This window comes from Burkholderia pseudomultivorans, assembly GCF_001718415.1.
Taxonomy (GTDB): domain Bacteria; phylum Pseudomonadota; class Gammaproteobacteria; order Burkholderiales; family Burkholderiaceae; genus Burkholderia; species Burkholderia pseudomultivorans_A.
Map to the genome: position 1 here is coordinate 2,110,530 of NZ_CP013378.1, position 14,749 is coordinate 2,125,278.

Below are 14,749 nucleotides of genomic sequence, written 5' to 3' on the forward strand. Positions count from 1 at the left end.
GATCGTGGTCGACGCGGTGAAGGAAGGGGGGCGCAGAAGGGCGGGTGTCGCAGGCGGCCGACGCAGACGCCGGCCGGTCACGCACGGCGGCGGCGCGCGATGCGCCGCCTGCCGGAAGATACGATCAGTAGCGCGGCACGGCCGGATCGACGTCGCGCGACCACGCGTCGATTCCGCCCTGCAGGTTGAAGAGCTTCGTGAAGCCGCGCGATTCGAGGAACATCGCGACCTGCGCGCTGCGCATCCCGTGATGGCAGACGCAGACGATTTCCGCTTCGTCGTCGAGCTCCTCGCTGCGCGCGGGGATCTGCTGCATCGGGATCGATACGCTGCCCGCGATCTGCGCGGTCGCGACTTCCCACGGTTCGCGCACGTCGAGGACGACCGGCGCGGGGCGCGCCGGATCGCGAAGCCATTCCGCGAGCATCGCGGGCGTCAGGATCTGCATGGAGGCTCCGCCGTTCAGAACTTGAAGCGCGACGGCTCGATCGCGTTGACGAGGTGATCGACGTAGGTTTCGAACACGTCGGCGACGCGATACTGCTTGTCGTCGATGCGCGTGATGATCTGCGCCTTCATCACCGGACGGCCGCCGACGAACGCCGACAGGCGGCCGCCGATCTTCAGCTGCTCGAGCATCTGCTGCGGCACGACCGGCAGCCCGCCCGCGACGCAGATCACGTCGTACGGCGCCTTGTCCGGCCAGCCGAGCGAACCGTCGCCGAGCACCACTTCCGCGTTCGTCACGCCGTTGTCGCGCAGGTTGTCCGCCGCGAACTTCACGATCGCCGGGTCGATGTCGACGGCCGTCACGTGCTGCGCGCGGTGCGCGATCAGCGCGGCCAGATAGCCCGAACCGGCACCGATCACGAGCACGTTCTCGTGCTTCTTGACCGCCAGTTCCTGCAGCACGCGCGCCTCGACGCGCGGGAACAGCATCTTGTGGCCGCCGGGCAGCGGCAGTTCGAGATCGGCGAACGCGAGATCGCGGTATTCGGCCGGCACGAAGTTCTCACGCTTGACGATCGACAGCAGGCCCAGGACGTCCAGATCCAGCACGTCCCACGGCCGGATCTGCTGTTCGATCATGTTGAAACGCGCTTTTTCGATATTCATGGTGTGGTCATGCAGCCTGGTCGGCTATCAGCGGAGGATAGAAAAACTTCGTGATTGTACCAAACAGGGCGGCCGCCTAGCCTTCAGGCGGCCTGCAACGGAGCTTATCCCTTGCGCTTGTTGATCTGCGCCTCGAATGCGAGATCGAGCTTGCTGGCCTTGCGCGGCTTTTTGGGGCCAAATTCGTCGACGAACTTGACGAACTCGTCGAGCGGCAGCGGCTCGCAGCGCTTCTCGGCGGTGCCGCCCGAGCGGTCGACCAGGTAGAACAGGCCGCCCGGCATCGCGACGGCCGCAAACTGCGGGTTGCCGGAGCGGGTTTTCAGGCGTTCGACCGCGTGGGTCGCTTGGGTGGTGCGCATCGTGCGGATTCTTGACGGACGGGAACCTCACACTCTATCAAACCGGCGGCCGGCTCACACCGTGCGCGAATAGCGCTGCTGCGGCGTGCTGCCGAGGTAGGCGTCGAACGCCATCGCGATGTTGCGCACGACCATCCGGCCGGCCGGGTGGATCGTCAGGCGATCGCCGGCGATCGTCAGCAGCCCGTCGCGCTCGAACGGGCGCAGCGCGTCGAGCTCGCGCGCGAAATGCCCGGCGAAGCGGATGCCGTGGGCGGCCTCGATATGCGAGAACGGCAGTTCGAGGTTGCACATCAGCTGCGTGATCACGTCGCGGCGCAGCCGGTCGTCGGGCGTGAGGCGCACGCCGCGCGCGATCGGCAGCCGGCCCGCATCGAGCACGGCGCCGTAGGCGGGCAGGTCCTTCGCGTTCTGCGCGTAGACGTCGCCGACCTTGCCGATCGACGACACGCCGATGCCGACCAGGTCGGTATCCGCGCGCGTGCTGTAGCCCTGGAAGTTGCGCTGCAGCGTGCCGTTGCGCTGCGCGCGCACCAGTTCGTCGGACGGCCGCGCGAAGTGGTCCATTCCGATGTACACGTAGCCGGCCGACGTCAGCATCTCGATCGCGAGGCCGAGCAGCGCGATGCGCGTCTCGGGCGGCGGCAGCGTCGCGTCGTCGATCTGCCGCTGCATCTTGAACAGCTGCGGCATGTGCGCGTAGCCGAACACCGACAGGCGGTCCGGCGCGAGTTCGATGATCGTTTCGAGCGTGCGCGCGAACACCGACACCGTCTGGTGCGGCAGGCCGTAGATCAGGTCGACGCTGACCGAATGGAAGCCCGTCGCGCGGGCGGCGGCCAGCAGGTCGGCCGTCATCGCGAGCGGCTGGATGCGGTTGATCGCCCGCTGCACGACCGGATCGAAATCCTGCACGCCGAGGCTCAGCCGGTTGAAGCCGATCGTGCGCAGGTGGACGAGCGTCGCGGGCGTGACCGTGCGCGGGTCGATCTCGATCGAGAACTCGGCGTCGGCATCGGGCGCGAGCAGGAAGTGTTCGCGCGTGGCCGCCATCAGCTCGGCGGTCTCGTCGTCGGACAGGAAGGTCGGCGTGCCGCCGCCCCAGTGCAGCTGCGTGACCGGGCGCGCGGGATCGAACAGCGCGGCCTGCAGCGCCATCTCGCGCTTGAGCTGGTCGAGGTACGGACGCGCGCGGCGGCGGTTGTTGGTCGCGATCTTGTTGCAGCCGCAGTAGAAGCACGCCGTGTTGCAGAACGGGATGTGAAAGTACAGCGACAGGTCGCTCGACGAAGCACCCGGGTCGCTCGCCGCCCGTACGTAGTCGGCCGGCGAGAAATCGTCGCGAAACTGCAGCGCGGTCGGGTAGGACGTATAGCGCGGCCCGTTCGCGCCGTACTTCGCGAGCAGATCGGGACGGAACAGCGTATCGGCAGAACCAGAACTCATGGCGGTCTCGCGCTTTTCTTCAGATGCTTTCGAGTATATGAACGCGCGATTCGGCTGGATTGTGTAATAACGTCGCAGCGGGCGATGGCACAATGCGGGGTGGGCCGCCGGACGCCGCGTCCGGTTGTCGCACCGTTTTTTTGTTGTTTGTCCGGGAGTACCGCGTGTCCGTCGAAATGCCTGTCCGCCAGGCGCCTGCCGAGGTTCCACCGCCGCATGCGTGCCGCGAGGGATGCGGCGCGTGCTGCATCGCGCCGTCGATTTCCAGCCCGATTCCGGGGATGCCCGACGGCAAGCCGGCCGGCGTGCGCTGCGTGCAGCTCGACGACGACCTGCGCTGCCGGATCTTCGGCCGGCCCGAGCGGCCGGCGTGCTGTTCGGGCTTGCAGCCGGCGGCCGACATGTGCGGTGCGTCGCGCGACGACGCGCTCGCGTGGCTCACGCGTCTCGAGGTCGCGACGCGGCCGGCGGCGCCGTTGCGCGCCGACGCCGTCCGATAGCCGCGGCCCGCATGCGACGGACGGAACCCGGGCCGGCTGTCGCCGCACTAACGCTGGTCGATCGCGACGCATCGGCCGGGCCGCCGGCCCGGCGTCGATCCGACCGCCACAGGAGAGTTTCAGCATGACCGCATCTTGCGCGCCGCGCCGGCGCCGCTTCCTCGCCGCCTGCGCCGCCGCCGTCGGCGTGTCGATCTCGCTCGCCGCGTGCGCGTCGACGTTCCCGTTCATCCCCGATCACTACACGTTCTCGCGCGGCGACGTGCAGAAGGCTGTCGCGCGCAAGTTCCCGTACCAGAAGACGGTGGCGCAGGTGATCGACGTGTCGCTCGCGAATCCGGCCGTCAACCTGCTGCCCGACCAGAACCGCGTGGCCGTGCAGCTCGATGCGCATTTCACGAGTCCGTTCCTGCGCGAGCCCGTGAGCGGCAAGTTCACCGTATCGGGCCAGCTCGCGTACGACGCGCCGAGCCGCTCGGTCGTGCTGAAGGCGCCGGCCGTCGACAGCCTCGCGCTCGACGGCGACGCGCAGATGTACGCGCAGCAGGTCGGCGCGGCCGCCGGGCTGCTCGCGACGCAGCTGCTGACCAACTATCCGATCTACACGTTCAAGCCCGAACAACTGCAATTTGCCGGAGTGAACTACGAACCCGGTACAATTACGATTCTTACAAACGGCATACGCGTGGCGATCGTCGAAAAGTGACGTCGCGCCGCGCGCGGCCGGGCGGGCCGCGGCGGCAAGGTGGCCCTTTCTTTCGATCACTTCGGAGTTGGGCCACGGATGGACTGGATCCTGATCTGCAAGGCATTGATCCTCGGCGTCGTCGAGGGGCTGACGGAATTCCTGCCGGTGTCGAGCACCGGGCACCTGATCGTCGCGGGCAGCTTCCTGAACTTCAACGATGCGCACGCGAAGACCTTCGACGTCGTGATCCAGTTCGGCGCGATTCTCGCCGTGTGCTGGGAATACCGGCAGCGGATCGCGTCGGTCGTGACGGGGCTGCCGAGCCGGCCCGACGCGCGGCGCTTTACGCTGAACGTCGTGATCGCGACGATTCCCGCGATCGTGCTCGGGCTGCTGCTCGAAAAGAAGATCAAGGCCGTGCTGTTTTCGCCGGTGCCTGTTGCGTTCGCGCTGGTCGTCGGCGGGGCGATCATCCTGTGGGCCGAGGCACGGCAGCGCGAGCGGCGCGAGCCGCCGCGCGTGCAGTCGGTCGATGCGCTGACGCCGCTCGACGCGCTGAAGGTCGGCATCGCGCAGTGTTTCGCGCTGATCCCGGGCATGTCGCGTTCCGGTTCGACGATCATCGGCGGGATGCTGTTCGGCCTCGACCGGCGCGTCGCGACCGAATTCTCGTTCTTCCTCGCGATTCCGATCATCTTCGGCGCGACGCTCTATGAAACCGTGAAGGACTGGCACGCGTTCACCGTCGATGCGCTCGGCCTGTTCGTGCTGGGGCTGGTCGCCGCGTTCGTCAGCGCGTTCGCGTGCGTGCGCTGGCTACTGCGCTACGTCGCGACGCACGATTTCACGGTGTTCGCGTGGTATCGGATCGCGTTCGGCCTGTTCGTGCTGCTGGTCGGTTACAGCGGATGGCTGAACTGGGCGTGACGCCCGGCACGCGCATCGGACGCATCATGTAAAAATGGCCAGACGGGCATTGCCTGTCTGGCCGTTTTGTTTCGCATGCTGCCGGCGCGTGTTCCGCGCCGGCGCGCATCGGGCGAGCGGTCAGCCCGCGCGCTTGCGGAACACGAGGTCCCACACGCCGTGACCGAGCCGCAGCCCGCGTCGTTCGAACTTCGTCACCGGGCGATAGTCGGGGCGCGGCGCGTAGTCGGCGGCCGTGTTCTCCAGCGACGGATCGGCGCCGAGCACTTCCAGCATCTGTTCCGCGTAGTTCTGCCAGTCGGTCGCGCAGTGCAGGTACGCGCCGGGCTTCAGGCGCGACGCGAGCAGCGCGACGAGCGGCGGCTGGATCAGCCGGCGCTTGTGGTGACGCGCCTTGTGCCACGGGTCGGGGAAGAAGATGTGCACGCCGTCGAGGCTGTCCGGCGCGAGCATGTGCTCGATCACTTCGACCGCGTCGTGCTGGATGATGCGGATGTTCTGCAGGTCCTGCTCGCCGATCAGCTTCAGCAGCGCGCCGACACCGGGCTCGTGCACCTCGACGCCGAGGAAGTCGTCGCCGGGGCGGTGCGCGGCGATTTCGGCGGTCGATGCACCCATCCCGAAGCCGATCTCGAGGATGCGCGGCGCCTGGCGGCCGAATACGGCACCCCAGTCGGGAATGGCGGCGGTGTACGGGACGACGAAGCGCGGGCCGAGTTCGTCGAGCGCGCGACGCTGGCCGGTCGACACGCGGCCGGCGCGCGTGACGAAGCTGCGGATGCGGCGGCGGTGCAGCGGGTTGACTTCGTCGGCGCCGTCGGCGGTTTCGTCGGGAAGGGCTTCGTCATGCGGCGGCAGGCCGGCTTCGTTCGGATCGTCGTGCATCATCGGTGACTGAGAATGGCTCGGTTGCGGGCGAGGGCATCGGGCGCGCGGGACGCGCCAGCGCGGTACAAAAAAGCCGCCTTCGACGAGGCGGCTGGCGCGCGGTTGCGGAACGCGGCGACGGGACGGCGTCAGGCCGTCGTCAAGCCGTTGATCCTTAAGGATTTCCCGTTCTGCAAACCGGAAAGTAGCGGATTATGGACTGGTTTGGCCGGGCTGGCAAGGCGGCGGGAGGGCTGCTGCGGGAGCCGGCATCGAGAAACAGCGTTGCCGTTTGTCGTGTATCGGATCTGGTAGAAGAGGGGGATCGGTACGGCGACTGTGGGAGAACTTCGAAACCCTTGTGCGGAAGGGTTGAGCCGTAGTGGAGCGGGCGATGGGAATCGAAGGCTCCTCCACGCGCATCCGCAACACTTTGATTTAAAAGGAACATGGAGCGGGCAGCACTACTCCATGTCGGATACTTCTGTAGGGGCGCATTGTATCAGAACCAAGAGGGCCGGTTCACGTTTGAACCCGAGTGGGAGGTCGCTACTTCGGTTCGTGTTCCCATGATAGTGTTTGGTTCATATCTGGAGTTGACCCTGTAATCCCGGACACAGCGTCACACTAAGGTTGCTGAATCCATTGAGCGCCGGAACTCGCGAGGCGAGCGGTACTTCAGCGCGCTATGGGGATGCTTCTCGTTGTAATGCTCGAACGCGATGGCCAAGTTGCGTGCAGCAGTCGCTGCGTCCGGCTTTGGCATGAAGGCAACGTAGTCGCGCTTCATTGTCTTCACGAAGCTCTCGGCCATCCCGTTACTTTGCGGGCTGCACACCGGCGTGGTCAATGGCTTCAGGCCGATGGCCGCTGCAAACCGGCGCGTATCATCGGCCGTATAGCCCGAACCGTTGTCACTCAGCCACTCGATTTCGGACGGTGTATGCAGCTCGTTGCCAAACCGATTTTCCACTGCGGCCAGCATGACGTCGCGCACGATGTCGCCGCTGTGACCTGCCGTCGTAGCCGCCCAGCTCATCGCTTCGCGGTCGCAGCAGTCAAGCGCGAATGTCACTCGAAGCGGCTCGCCGTTGTCGCAGCGGAACTCGAAGCCGTCCGAGCACCATCGCTGATTGCTGCGGGCTACGGCCACCTTGCCATCGTGCCGACGTTGCGGCCGAGGCGGTGCTGGACGCCGTTGCATCAGCAGACCGTGAGTGCGCATGATGCGATAGATGCGCTTCGCATTGAACGGCACCTGTCCGGCAGCAATGCGTTCATTGCGCAGCGAGCCCCACACCCGGCGATAGCCATAGCTGGGCAAATCGCCGACGACTCGGCGGATTTCCTCGACCACGCTCGCATCGTCCGTCTGCCGCGATTGACGGCCATCGCGCCACGTCGCCGGACGCGACAGTCGTGCCGATACGTTCGAGCGCGACACGCCGAGAACTTCACAAACCAGTTTCACTGGTCGTCCTCCGGCAGCGAGGGCGAGTGCGCTATCCATTTTTTTGCTCGGCCATACTCGACTGCTTCGCGGAGAATCTCGTTCTCCATGGTCTTCTTGCCGAGCATCCGTTGCAGCTCGCGAATCTGCTTGAGCGCGTCGGCCAGCTCTGAGGCCGGAACCACTTCCTCGCCAGCCTTGACCGCTGACAGGCTCCCATCCTGGTACAGCTTGCGCCAGTGGAACAGCTGGTTCGGGTTCACGCCGTGCTGCCGCGCGACCATCGAAACCGACTTCCCTGGTTCGAAACTCTCGCGAACCATCGCCAGCTTTTGCTCCGCCGTCCAGCGCCGCCGGCGCTCCGGGCCCGTCAACACTTCCATCACTTCCTGCCTGGTGTTAGTCAAAAACACAGTCTTATGCCTACCCGCTAGTTTAAGTGAGAGGCTATGTCCGGTGTTTCAAGGGGCTGCTCCAGTGTTTGGTTCATATCAATGCCTAAACGACAAACATGATAGGCATCGACCGACCACCGCGGCTCTTGTCTGACTGGCAATTCGACCCGGAGACAGTCCTTCATCTGACATTGATCTACTAAACGACAACCATACGCCGCCTGCTTTCCCGGTTCCGTCGGGCGCTGGAACGAGGTTCTGTGGGATAAGTCGGCCGAGAAGCAGATTTGATACCACCGCTATTGCAGTTGTTCTATTGGAACCTAGAAAAATGAAGATAAGTGAACGGTTTCAGCTTGGAAAGAGCCAAGTAGAGCTTGATTTCGTAGATATCGATCCGGATCGTGACACGCCACTCTACTTGTCTCCCCATTCGTTGGGGTATAGGTCCGATGCATTCTCTATAGAGGCGCACAGGACGATCGAGTCGTTTTTTAGATTCTTTCTTGATTTGATCCGGGCGGGTGAGATGGATCATGCAAGAGGATTGTTTGAGTATTTGCACGAGCCTAATGAAACTTGCTTAGGAATTTCGAGCGGAAATCCAAATGGTCGCGGGGTGGGGCGTCAGCAGGCGCAGCAGATTTTTGACAGCATCATACAGAGTCGTGCGGTTCAAACCGGTGTCGTGGAGCATCTTGAGGACTGTCGAATATTTATTCATGGCATTGACAAGGACAAGGTCTCCGATATGACAACGAATATCATTCGAGGAAGCCTTGTTAAATACACGCAGCAGCAGTGCTTTCTTCACGGAATTCCGCTTAGACCCAATACAGCAACTGGCCCGTGTTGGATTCGTGAGAATTCCCGTTGGGAGGAGTCACATGACGATATGCTCGTCATTGACGATGCTCCAATCCTGCTTGTTCCAAAAGGCGTGGTTGGTTTCGCGAAAGCATTTGGAATGAGTAAGTATCACCAACACTTTGTGCTCGATTTTCTTAAGCAAGAGCAGTTGCAAACAAATGGTCCATTTGTTCGTAGGCGTCAACTGAGAAATGGTGGCGAGAGAGTTTGGGTGTCCAAGAAGGAAATCAAAGAGGGGATAGCTCCTGCGGAGAAAGATTTCGTGACGACGTTTACCGTGCGGCACCGGGAAGTGTTCACGGGATTTCGTGAATGGGCAGCGCGATCCGAAACGTCTCTGAGCGACGATCAAATTCAACCGGGGCTAGATCTTGCGATAGCCCTCACCTTTCTACGTCAACGATTGCCCGCTATTCCTGTTGGTAACGACGGAGCAACCGCTTATCACCGGCTTGTGACTGGGATACTGGAGGCGATATTTTATCCAATGCTCATTAGCCCATCGATTGAGCGCGAAATTCACGACGGGCGGAAGAGGATTGATATCGTTTTTGATAATGCTGCGGATGGTGGTATATTTTCAAGATTGCATAGAATTCATCATATGCCATGTCAGTATATCGCCGCAGAGTGTAAAAACTACGGCCGAGAGGTGGGGAATCCAGAGGTTGATCAATTGAGTGGTAGGTTCTCGCCCAACAGAGGCCAGGTGGGAATTTTGTTATGTCGATCGGTGGAGAATATGGATCTATTGATGCGTCGCTGCCGGGATACCTATGCCGACAATCGCGGGCTAATTATTCCACTGACCGACGATGATTTGCTTCAGATGTTGGATGAGAAAATTGCAGACGAGACAGCCCGCCCAGAGGATCAGTTGCTTGGGGATCGTATTAGGGACATTATTTTGAGATAGCGCGTGATAGGAATCGCCACCCGGCCCGATGTCCAAAGCGATTGTCAGCCGCCCTGTAAGGATTCACGATTCGTGGGCTCGATTGAAGGACGCGATACCTTGGGCCGGTCGCGGATTTCCTAGGAGTCCAACTTCCGATGAGGTTGGCTCGTGTCGTGCGCTTGTTGGCGCTCCGCAGGCAGGGTTGACACAAGTTTGTGTGTCGGCGATTCAAGCAGGGGGAGTGGAAGCAATCCAGGACATAACTTGTCTGTAGTTATTCCTTTTGTTTTGTATTCGTTGTTTAGACCCTTCCCGTGGGAGAGCCAATACTCTCCCTAGGCTTCTCACAAGGGAGAAACCTAGTTGGAGGCATCGACGCTCCCATATTCTTCCCTATGGGTAGTCCCTCGCTTTGGTCATGACGCATTATGTCAGGAGGGGCTGATCCAAAGCTGAGCCAACCAAACCACTCCCCATCGTCCCGGCTGCATCCTCCTCTTTCGAGGCAACTCTACCGGTGAGCACTATGACGATCCCATCTATGCCCCGCTGCATGTCTCTCTCGCAGCTTTACGACCTTGCCCGACCGTTCTTTCGCCGAAAAGCAAGGAAGCACAAACCCGGTCTCTTGGGTCTGCGTTGAGTAATTTAGCACAAAGAATCGCTCTAAACGAAATATTTTTTCATGCTTGGCTTGGTTTGTGGAGGCGAATGGCTGCTGTCATTGGTCTTTTGGAGAATTTTGTTGTGAGTCTTTTTGATGAGCGGGTTCGCTGAATGGTGCCTGTAATGTGAAAGACGAGCACTTAGGCGTCCGCTGGGCTGTGGGAGCGTGTGGTTAGCTCACTTCGGTAGCACTTTCGTTGCTTTGGCGACGCCTACTCGGCCCCAGCGGTTGTTCGCACACCCGTAGCCCCTATACTGCGATGGATGGTCTACCATTTTGGACGTCTCCAGCGAGGCATAGGCTTGACTCCCAAGCTTTCGCTTTTTTGCGATTCGGGGTGATAGCTAGCTCTTGCGGTCGGAGCGGAGTGGTATTGAAATATTTATGATGTGGAAAATAATCACAGAATAGGGGAATAAAGTGCGTTGGCAAGATGTGGAGCGTGAAGTAAGAAAAATCGCTGAATCCGTTTGGTCGACCAAGGCGGAGCCTGAGGATATCGCGGGTGTCAAATGTGATGTTGTATTAAAGCCAAAGAAGGATTATTGGATTTTGATCGAGGTATCGAAGCGTGATGATCTAAATAAGTTGCGCGACGATGTGATGAAACTTAATACAATGAAGCAGGCGCTTTTTGGGAGAAGAATATTTTCAGAGTGCTATTTTGTTACATCTGGCGATCATACAACGCTCAGAGGGACGGGGGAGGCATTGGAGGTTGAGGTCCATAGCCTTGAGACATTTGCTTCAAAGTTCATTGGTTCCAGTCAGTATATTTCTGAGCGTCTCCGAAGCCCATTTGGCAGTGCGGTCGATCCTGATACGGGATTGGTCGACCAAAAATCTTACACGGCTATAAGGTATCTGGATTCCTCCGGTGCGGTGTATTCCATAAAAAATATCGCCGCAGAGCTAAAGTCAGGTAAGAAAATTGTATTGATGGGGGAGTTTGGTTCGGGGAAGTCGCGGTGCATTATGGAGGTTTTTAAGGAGTTGATTAACGGCAATGGGCAGTTTCCGCCGATTGCAATCAATCTCCGGGAGAGTTATGGCGTAAAGAAATTTAATAGACTTATTGCTGATCATTTGGATCTCTTGGGGCTTGGTGAATATAGTGACAATGTCGTCAGGAGTATTCGTCGCGGTCAGCAAATAACTCTATTGGATGGCTTTGATGAAATTGGTTCGCAGCCGTGGTCCGGTGATCCAAATAGATTAAGGGAGACCAGAAAGCGGAGCCTTGAAGGGGTTCGGGATCTTATCGCTAACTGCGGAAATGCAGGTGTTTTCCTCACCGGTCGGGAGCATTATTTTTCCTCGAATGAGGAAATGGCGGAATGTCTTGGTGTCGATCTGTCTAATTTGTTGATATTGAAGTGCCCTGATGAATTCTCCGATGATGAGTTGGGGGAGTATTTAAAATTAAATACCACGCTTCAGTCGGTTCCTGATTGGATGCCTCGCAAGCCTTTAATTTGTCAATTGTTGGCTAGGTTGAGTGGTGATGAGGTCGATAGAATTGAGTCTGCAGCAGAAGGGGAGCTTGAATTTTTTGAAAGCGTATTTGATGCAATTTGTGCCCGTGAGACAAGACTCAATCCTGCTATTTTTAAAGATAGTCTGAAAAGCATTCTTCTTTTGTTGGCGCAGCGAACAAGGGAAAAATATGAAGGATCGGAGAGTATTACGGCCGAAGAGATCAATAGGGTTTTCTTTGATGTGACGGGTTCGGCGCCAGTCGACGAGGCTGCTCAATTGCTACAGAAACTACCTTATCTGGGGCGGACGGGCAACGGTGGGGCGGAGAGAATTTTTATAGACGAATATGCGAAAGATGGTTTGCGGGGCATTGCGTTAGCGCAGTCTGTGCAGAAATTCGAAAAAGATTTGGCGAGGCAAAAATGGGTTCAGCCGCTGGGTGAACTTGGATTGCGAATGCTCGCTCGTATTGCTGGGCTTGGTCATGACACGGAGAAATTTGCTAAGCATTGCTGCGCCCATGCAAACAGTCAAGTTGGCTGCGATTTTGTGGCTGCTCGTGTGCTGATTGAGGATGACGAAATTGATTATCGTGGATTTAGCGTGCATGATGGGCGGATAAAGGATTTGCCGCTCGTTGATGTGAAGATATCCAATCTCTCTATTAATGCTGTTGAAATTGGGGAATTAACAATAGAGGGGGCGGAGTTTGGTTCGGTGCGCTTCTCGGATTGTCTCATTGAAGTTCTTAAGGGCGTATCTGATCTTACTGGATTCATGGATGTCTTTGTGAATCCGACGGTGGGGAAGAGCGAGGACACATCTTCTGCTGCAAGGATTAGTGAGCTTAATCTTACGAATAAGCAGAAGACTTTGCTTGCAATTATTAAGAAGCTGTTCTTCCAGAAGGGGCGGGGGAGAAAGGAGGATGCTCTTCTTCGTGGTGCGGAAAAGTATTGGGATCATGAGGCGGCTGAGCGTGTGATTCAATATCTGTTGGGAGCAAAAATAATCTTGCCGGCAAGAGGGCATCAGGGGAATTTATATATCCCGCAGCGTAAGCATACTCGACGTGTTGCGCAGATTATGAAAATGCAAAGCAATTCGAAAGATGAGCTTTGGATGCTTATGGAGTAAATGGGGTTTCGTTGGTGTAATGTGAATCGTGAGGCCTCTTTGGCGATCAATTCGTTGCTTGTTGTGGAATGTGGTCGGCGGATTTATATGGGCAAACTTGACTGATTGTGTTTGATGAAAAAATTCGGTGGCGTTGGGGTGAGCCTATTCTCACGTCACCGAATTTTTGACTCATGCTGTTTGAGTTTTTGTTCGATCTGACGGAGTCTGTTAGGCAATATTGTGAACGTTGGATCGACCGCTAGGGGGCGCTTGTCGCTTTCTGGGGTGCGTGTTTGTAACGCAAATGATAGCCAATCGGAGAATGCATTTCAGCTCTCTTCTCGTTAGCAAACGACCGTTTTCCGGCACCTCTCCGGTAGCGGGTGTCAGGGTGTTGGAAATATAGCCCTTGGCTTTTGTGACGGGCCATCCTAACCTGGCAGGGTTTTCTGACAGGGGTAGGTGCAAATGGCGATCTTTGGATACGGACGAGTCTCAACGGGGCAGCAGACGACCGAGAACCAACGGCTTGAACTTGAGCGGTCGGGGCTCGTCGTGGATTACTGGTTCTCGGACCACGGGATCAGTGGAAAGACCTGTGCCAGTGAGCGCCCGGAGTTCGGGCGATTACTCGACAAGATCAGGGATGGGGAAACGCTCGTCGTAGCGAAGCTCGACCGACTCGGACGTGATGCCGTGGACGTGCTGCAAACCATTCGGGCGCTCGAAAAGCGGTCAATCAAGGTGATCGTGATGCAGTTGGGGCAGACTGATCTAACGTCGCCAGCGGGGAAACTGCTGCTCACGATGCTGGCATCGGTTGCAGAGATGGAGCGCGATCTACTGATCGAGCGAACTCAAGCCGGGCTTGCTCGCGCACGTCAGGAGGGAAAAAGGCTCGGCAGACCGTCTAAAACCACGCTAGAACAGCGCCTCGAGATTCTTGAAGGGGTGGGGCGGGGCGAGTCGGTGAGCGCCCTTGCACGGGCTTATGCTGTCTCTCGTGCAACGATCATTTCGATCCGGGACGCGGGACTGAATGGCGGGGCGTAAATCGGGCGATGTGCGGCGCATGATCGCGCGCCGCCATCCCGCTTCCGCATGTGGTTTTAGCGAGTGTTCACTTGGCTTTTGCTGGCGATCCGCACCATCTTCCCGTCCCGGTCAAAGAGGATGGCGACGTTCGATGATGTGCCGCCGAACATCGATGCTTGCGAATACACCCATTGTTGCAGCGTGGCGCCATTCGGCATTGCGTTTGTTGCCGTCGGTGCACCTAGCTTCTCCTGGGCCTGCTGAATCGTCGTCACGCCCGGAACGAATTGGTCCGCGTCATGAAGGTCGAACTTGCTCCCCATCGTCATGCAGGCGGTCAGGCTCAAAGCCAGAGCGCACGCCGCGAATGTCTTTCTCATTGGTCAGGTCTCTTTCTCGTGGTGGGCAACAACAAACGCAACAAGACGTGCCCGGAGTCTGTTGCGCTACGGCAGCGTTACGTTTCAGTAGGTCGAGGCGCAAACTTTGTAGACGGCCCGCTGCAACTGATCTGGCGTGGCGTTGGGTTGACGTTTGTAAACCAGATCGAGTGAGCCTATGTAGAGCCCGCGGAATTCGCGCCGCCACTCGGGCTGGATCGTTTTGAGGCTCGTTTCGAATTTCGCTTGCTCGGTCGCATAGGGAACCCCATCGTCCCTGTCTCGTGCCATCTCCAGGGCCATCCGACTGATTTGCAGACATATGCCTTCGCTGCCAGCCCATGCCCGGTTGGTCGTTACCGGTCCGCACATCAGCGCGAGCAGCAACGCTATGGAAGTGCGCGTTGCGCGCCGATGGTTTGCATGTGGTCGTGTCATTTATAGGGTGGCCTCTTTCAGGGTGGCCATTTTTAGGGTGTGTCGCGATTATACGTGCCCGCCAACAATGCCGTGCATGACGGCAAACACATCACTCAGGAATCGCTTCGGG

14 protein-coding genes are annotated in these 14,749 nt (G+C 58.9%); 6 read left to right on the top strand and 8 right to left on the bottom strand.

Annotated elements, in window-relative coordinates; translation table 11 throughout:
- Nucleotides 1-124 precede the first annotated feature (124 nt).
- The 4 genes from WS57_RS22015 to hemN form a co-directional block, all read right to left on the bottom strand.
- Nucleotides 125-448 carry a rhodanese-like domain-containing protein gene (locus WS57_RS22015; RefSeq protein WP_009689803.1) on the bottom strand — a complete coding sequence of 108 codons (324 nt, stop codon included), beginning with the start codon at nt 446-448 and terminating at the stop codon, nt 125-127.
- Between the two features lie 14 nt (nt 449-462).
- The gene (locus WS57_RS22020) at nt 463-1,116 is read right to left on the bottom strand and encodes a protein-L-isoaspartate O-methyltransferase family protein (RefSeq protein WP_040126804.1); all 654 of its coding nucleotides are present in this window, start codon (nt 1,114-1,116) and stop codon (nt 463-465) included.
- 104 nt (nt 1,117-1,220) lie between these two features.
- Nucleotides 1,221-1,478, bottom strand: a complete 258-nt coding sequence (locus tag WS57_RS22025) for a hypothetical protein (RefSeq protein ID WP_069244845.1) — start codon at nt 1,476-1,478, stop codon at nt 1,221-1,223.
- Nucleotides 1,479-1,532: 54 nt separating this feature from the next.
- Complete coding sequence (gene hemN / locus WS57_RS22030) at nt 1,533-2,924, bottom strand: oxygen-independent coproporphyrinogen III oxidase (RefSeq protein ID WP_059517052.1); 1,392 nt, start codon at nt 2,922-2,924, stop codon at nt 1,533-1,535.
- Between the two features lie 176 nt (nt 2,925-3,100).
- On the opposite strand from hemN, the gene WS57_RS22035 reads away from it, so the two are divergent.
- The 3 genes from WS57_RS22035 (at nt 3,101) to WS57_RS22045 (ending at nt 5,039) form a co-directional block, all read left to right on the top strand.
- Entirely contained in the window at nt 3,101-3,424 is a 324-nt protein-coding gene (locus WS57_RS22035; RefSeq protein ID WP_059517050.1) for a YkgJ family cysteine cluster protein, read from the top strand.
- Between the two features lie 124 nt (nt 3,425-3,548).
- Nucleotides 3,549-4,130: a DUF1439 domain-containing protein gene (locus WS57_RS22040; protein WP_009689798.1), complete on the top strand. Its 582-nt coding sequence runs from the start codon at nt 3,549-3,551 to the stop codon at nt 4,128-4,130.
- 78 nt (nt 4,131-4,208) lie between these two features.
- Nucleotides 4,209-5,039 carry an undecaprenyl-diphosphate phosphatase gene (locus tag WS57_RS22045; RefSeq protein ID WP_040126807.1) on the top strand — a complete coding sequence of 277 codons (831 nt, stop codon included), beginning with the start codon at nt 4,209-4,211 and terminating at the stop codon, nt 5,037-5,039.
- 120 nt (nt 5,040-5,159) lie between these two features.
- Here the strand turns inward: WS57_RS22045 and trmB are convergent, their stop codons facing one another.
- Together trmB and WS57_RS22055 are read right to left on the bottom strand one after the other, a co-directional pair.
- Nucleotides 5,160-5,927 carry a tRNA (guanosine(46)-N7)-methyltransferase TrmB gene (gene trmB / locus WS57_RS22050; RefSeq protein ID WP_069244846.1) on the bottom strand — a complete coding sequence of 256 codons (768 nt, stop codon included), beginning with the start codon at nt 5,925-5,927 and terminating at the stop codon, nt 5,160-5,162.
- 601 nt (nt 5,928-6,528) lie between these two features.
- Nucleotides 6,529-7,739, bottom strand: a protein-coding gene (locus tag WS57_RS22055) for an IS3 family transposase (RefSeq protein ID WP_155774271.1) whose coding sequence is annotated in 2 segments (ribosomal slippage) — nt 6,529-7,424 and nt 7,424-7,739 — 1,212 coding nt in all. Because the reading frame shifts where the segments join, the coding sequence is not laid out codon by codon here.
- 343 nt (nt 7,740-8,082) lie between these two features.
- Here WS57_RS22055 and WS57_RS22065 point away from each other — a divergent pair.
- From WS57_RS22065 to WS57_RS22080, 3 genes are all read left to right on the top strand, one after another.
- Nucleotides 8,083-9,537 (top strand): hypothetical protein, encoded by a 1,455-nt coding sequence (locus tag WS57_RS22065; RefSeq protein WP_069244847.1) that lies wholly within the window; start codon nt 8,083-8,085, stop codon nt 9,535-9,537.
- A 1,069-nt stretch (nt 9,538-10,606) separates the two neighbouring features.
- Nucleotides 10,607-12,802: a hypothetical protein gene (locus tag WS57_RS37220; RefSeq protein ID WP_155774334.1), complete on the top strand. Its 2,196-nt coding sequence runs from the start codon at nt 10,607-10,609 to the stop codon at nt 12,800-12,802.
- A 450-nt stretch (nt 12,803-13,252) separates the two neighbouring features.
- Nucleotides 13,253-13,837, top strand: coding sequence for a recombinase family protein (locus tag WS57_RS22080; protein ID WP_069244850.1), 585 nt, complete (start codon nt 13,253-13,255; stop codon nt 13,835-13,837).
- Nucleotides 13,838-13,893: 56 nt separating this feature from the next.
- Here the strand turns inward: WS57_RS22080 and WS57_RS22085 are convergent, their stop codons facing one another.
- Both WS57_RS22085 and WS57_RS37225 read right to left on the bottom strand, forming a co-directional pair.
- Complete coding sequence (locus WS57_RS22085) at nt 13,894-14,199, bottom strand: hypothetical protein (RefSeq protein WP_230971849.1); 306 nt, start codon at nt 14,197-14,199, stop codon at nt 13,894-13,896.
- 84 nt (nt 14,200-14,283) lie between these two features.
- Nucleotides 14,284-14,637: a hypothetical protein gene (locus tag WS57_RS37225; RefSeq protein WP_155774335.1), complete on the bottom strand. Its 354-nt coding sequence runs from the start codon at nt 14,635-14,637 to the stop codon at nt 14,284-14,286.
- Between the last annotated feature and the right edge of the window lie 112 nt (nt 14,638-14,749).

Coding starts and splice junctions, on each gene's coding strand:
- hemN (WP_059517052.1), bottom strand. CDS start 2,924: ATGAGTTCTGGTTCTGCCGATACGCTGTTCCGTCCCGATCTGCTCGCG.
- WS57_RS22045 (WP_040126807.1), top strand. CDS start 4,209: ATGGACTGGATCCTGATCTGCAAGGCATTGATCCTCGGCGTCGTCGAG.
- WS57_RS22015 (WP_009689803.1), bottom strand. CDS start 448: ATGCAGATCCTGACGCCCGCGATGCTCGCGGAATGGCTTCGCGATCCG.
- WS57_RS22085 (WP_230971849.1), bottom strand. CDS start 14,199: ATGAGAAAGACATTCGCGGCGTGCGCTCTGGCTTTGAGCCTGACCGCC.
- WS57_RS22065 (WP_069244847.1), top strand. CDS start 8,083: ATGAAGATAAGTGAACGGTTTCAGCTTGGAAAGAGCCAAGTAGAGCTT.
- WS57_RS22040 (WP_009689798.1), top strand. CDS start 3,549: ATGACCGCATCTTGCGCGCCGCGCCGGCGCCGCTTCCTCGCCGCCTGC.
- WS57_RS37225 (WP_155774335.1), bottom strand. CDS start 14,637: ATGACACGACCACATGCAAACCATCGGCGCGCAACGCGCACTTCCATA.
- trmB (WP_069244846.1), bottom strand. CDS start 5,927: ATGATGCACGACGATCCGAACGAAGCCGGCCTGCCGCCGCATGACGAA.
- WS57_RS22035 (WP_059517050.1), top strand. CDS start 3,101: ATGCCTGTCCGCCAGGCGCCTGCCGAGGTTCCACCGCCGCATGCGTGC.
- WS57_RS22080 (WP_069244850.1), top strand. CDS start 13,253: ATGGCGATCTTTGGATACGGACGAGTCTCAACGGGGCAGCAGACGACC.
- WS57_RS22020 (WP_040126804.1), bottom strand. CDS start 1,116: ATGAATATCGAAAAAGCGCGTTTCAACATGATCGAACAGCAGATCCGG.
- WS57_RS22025 (WP_069244845.1), bottom strand. CDS start 1,478: ATGCGCACCACCCAAGCGACCCACGCGGTCGAACGCCTGAAAACCCGC.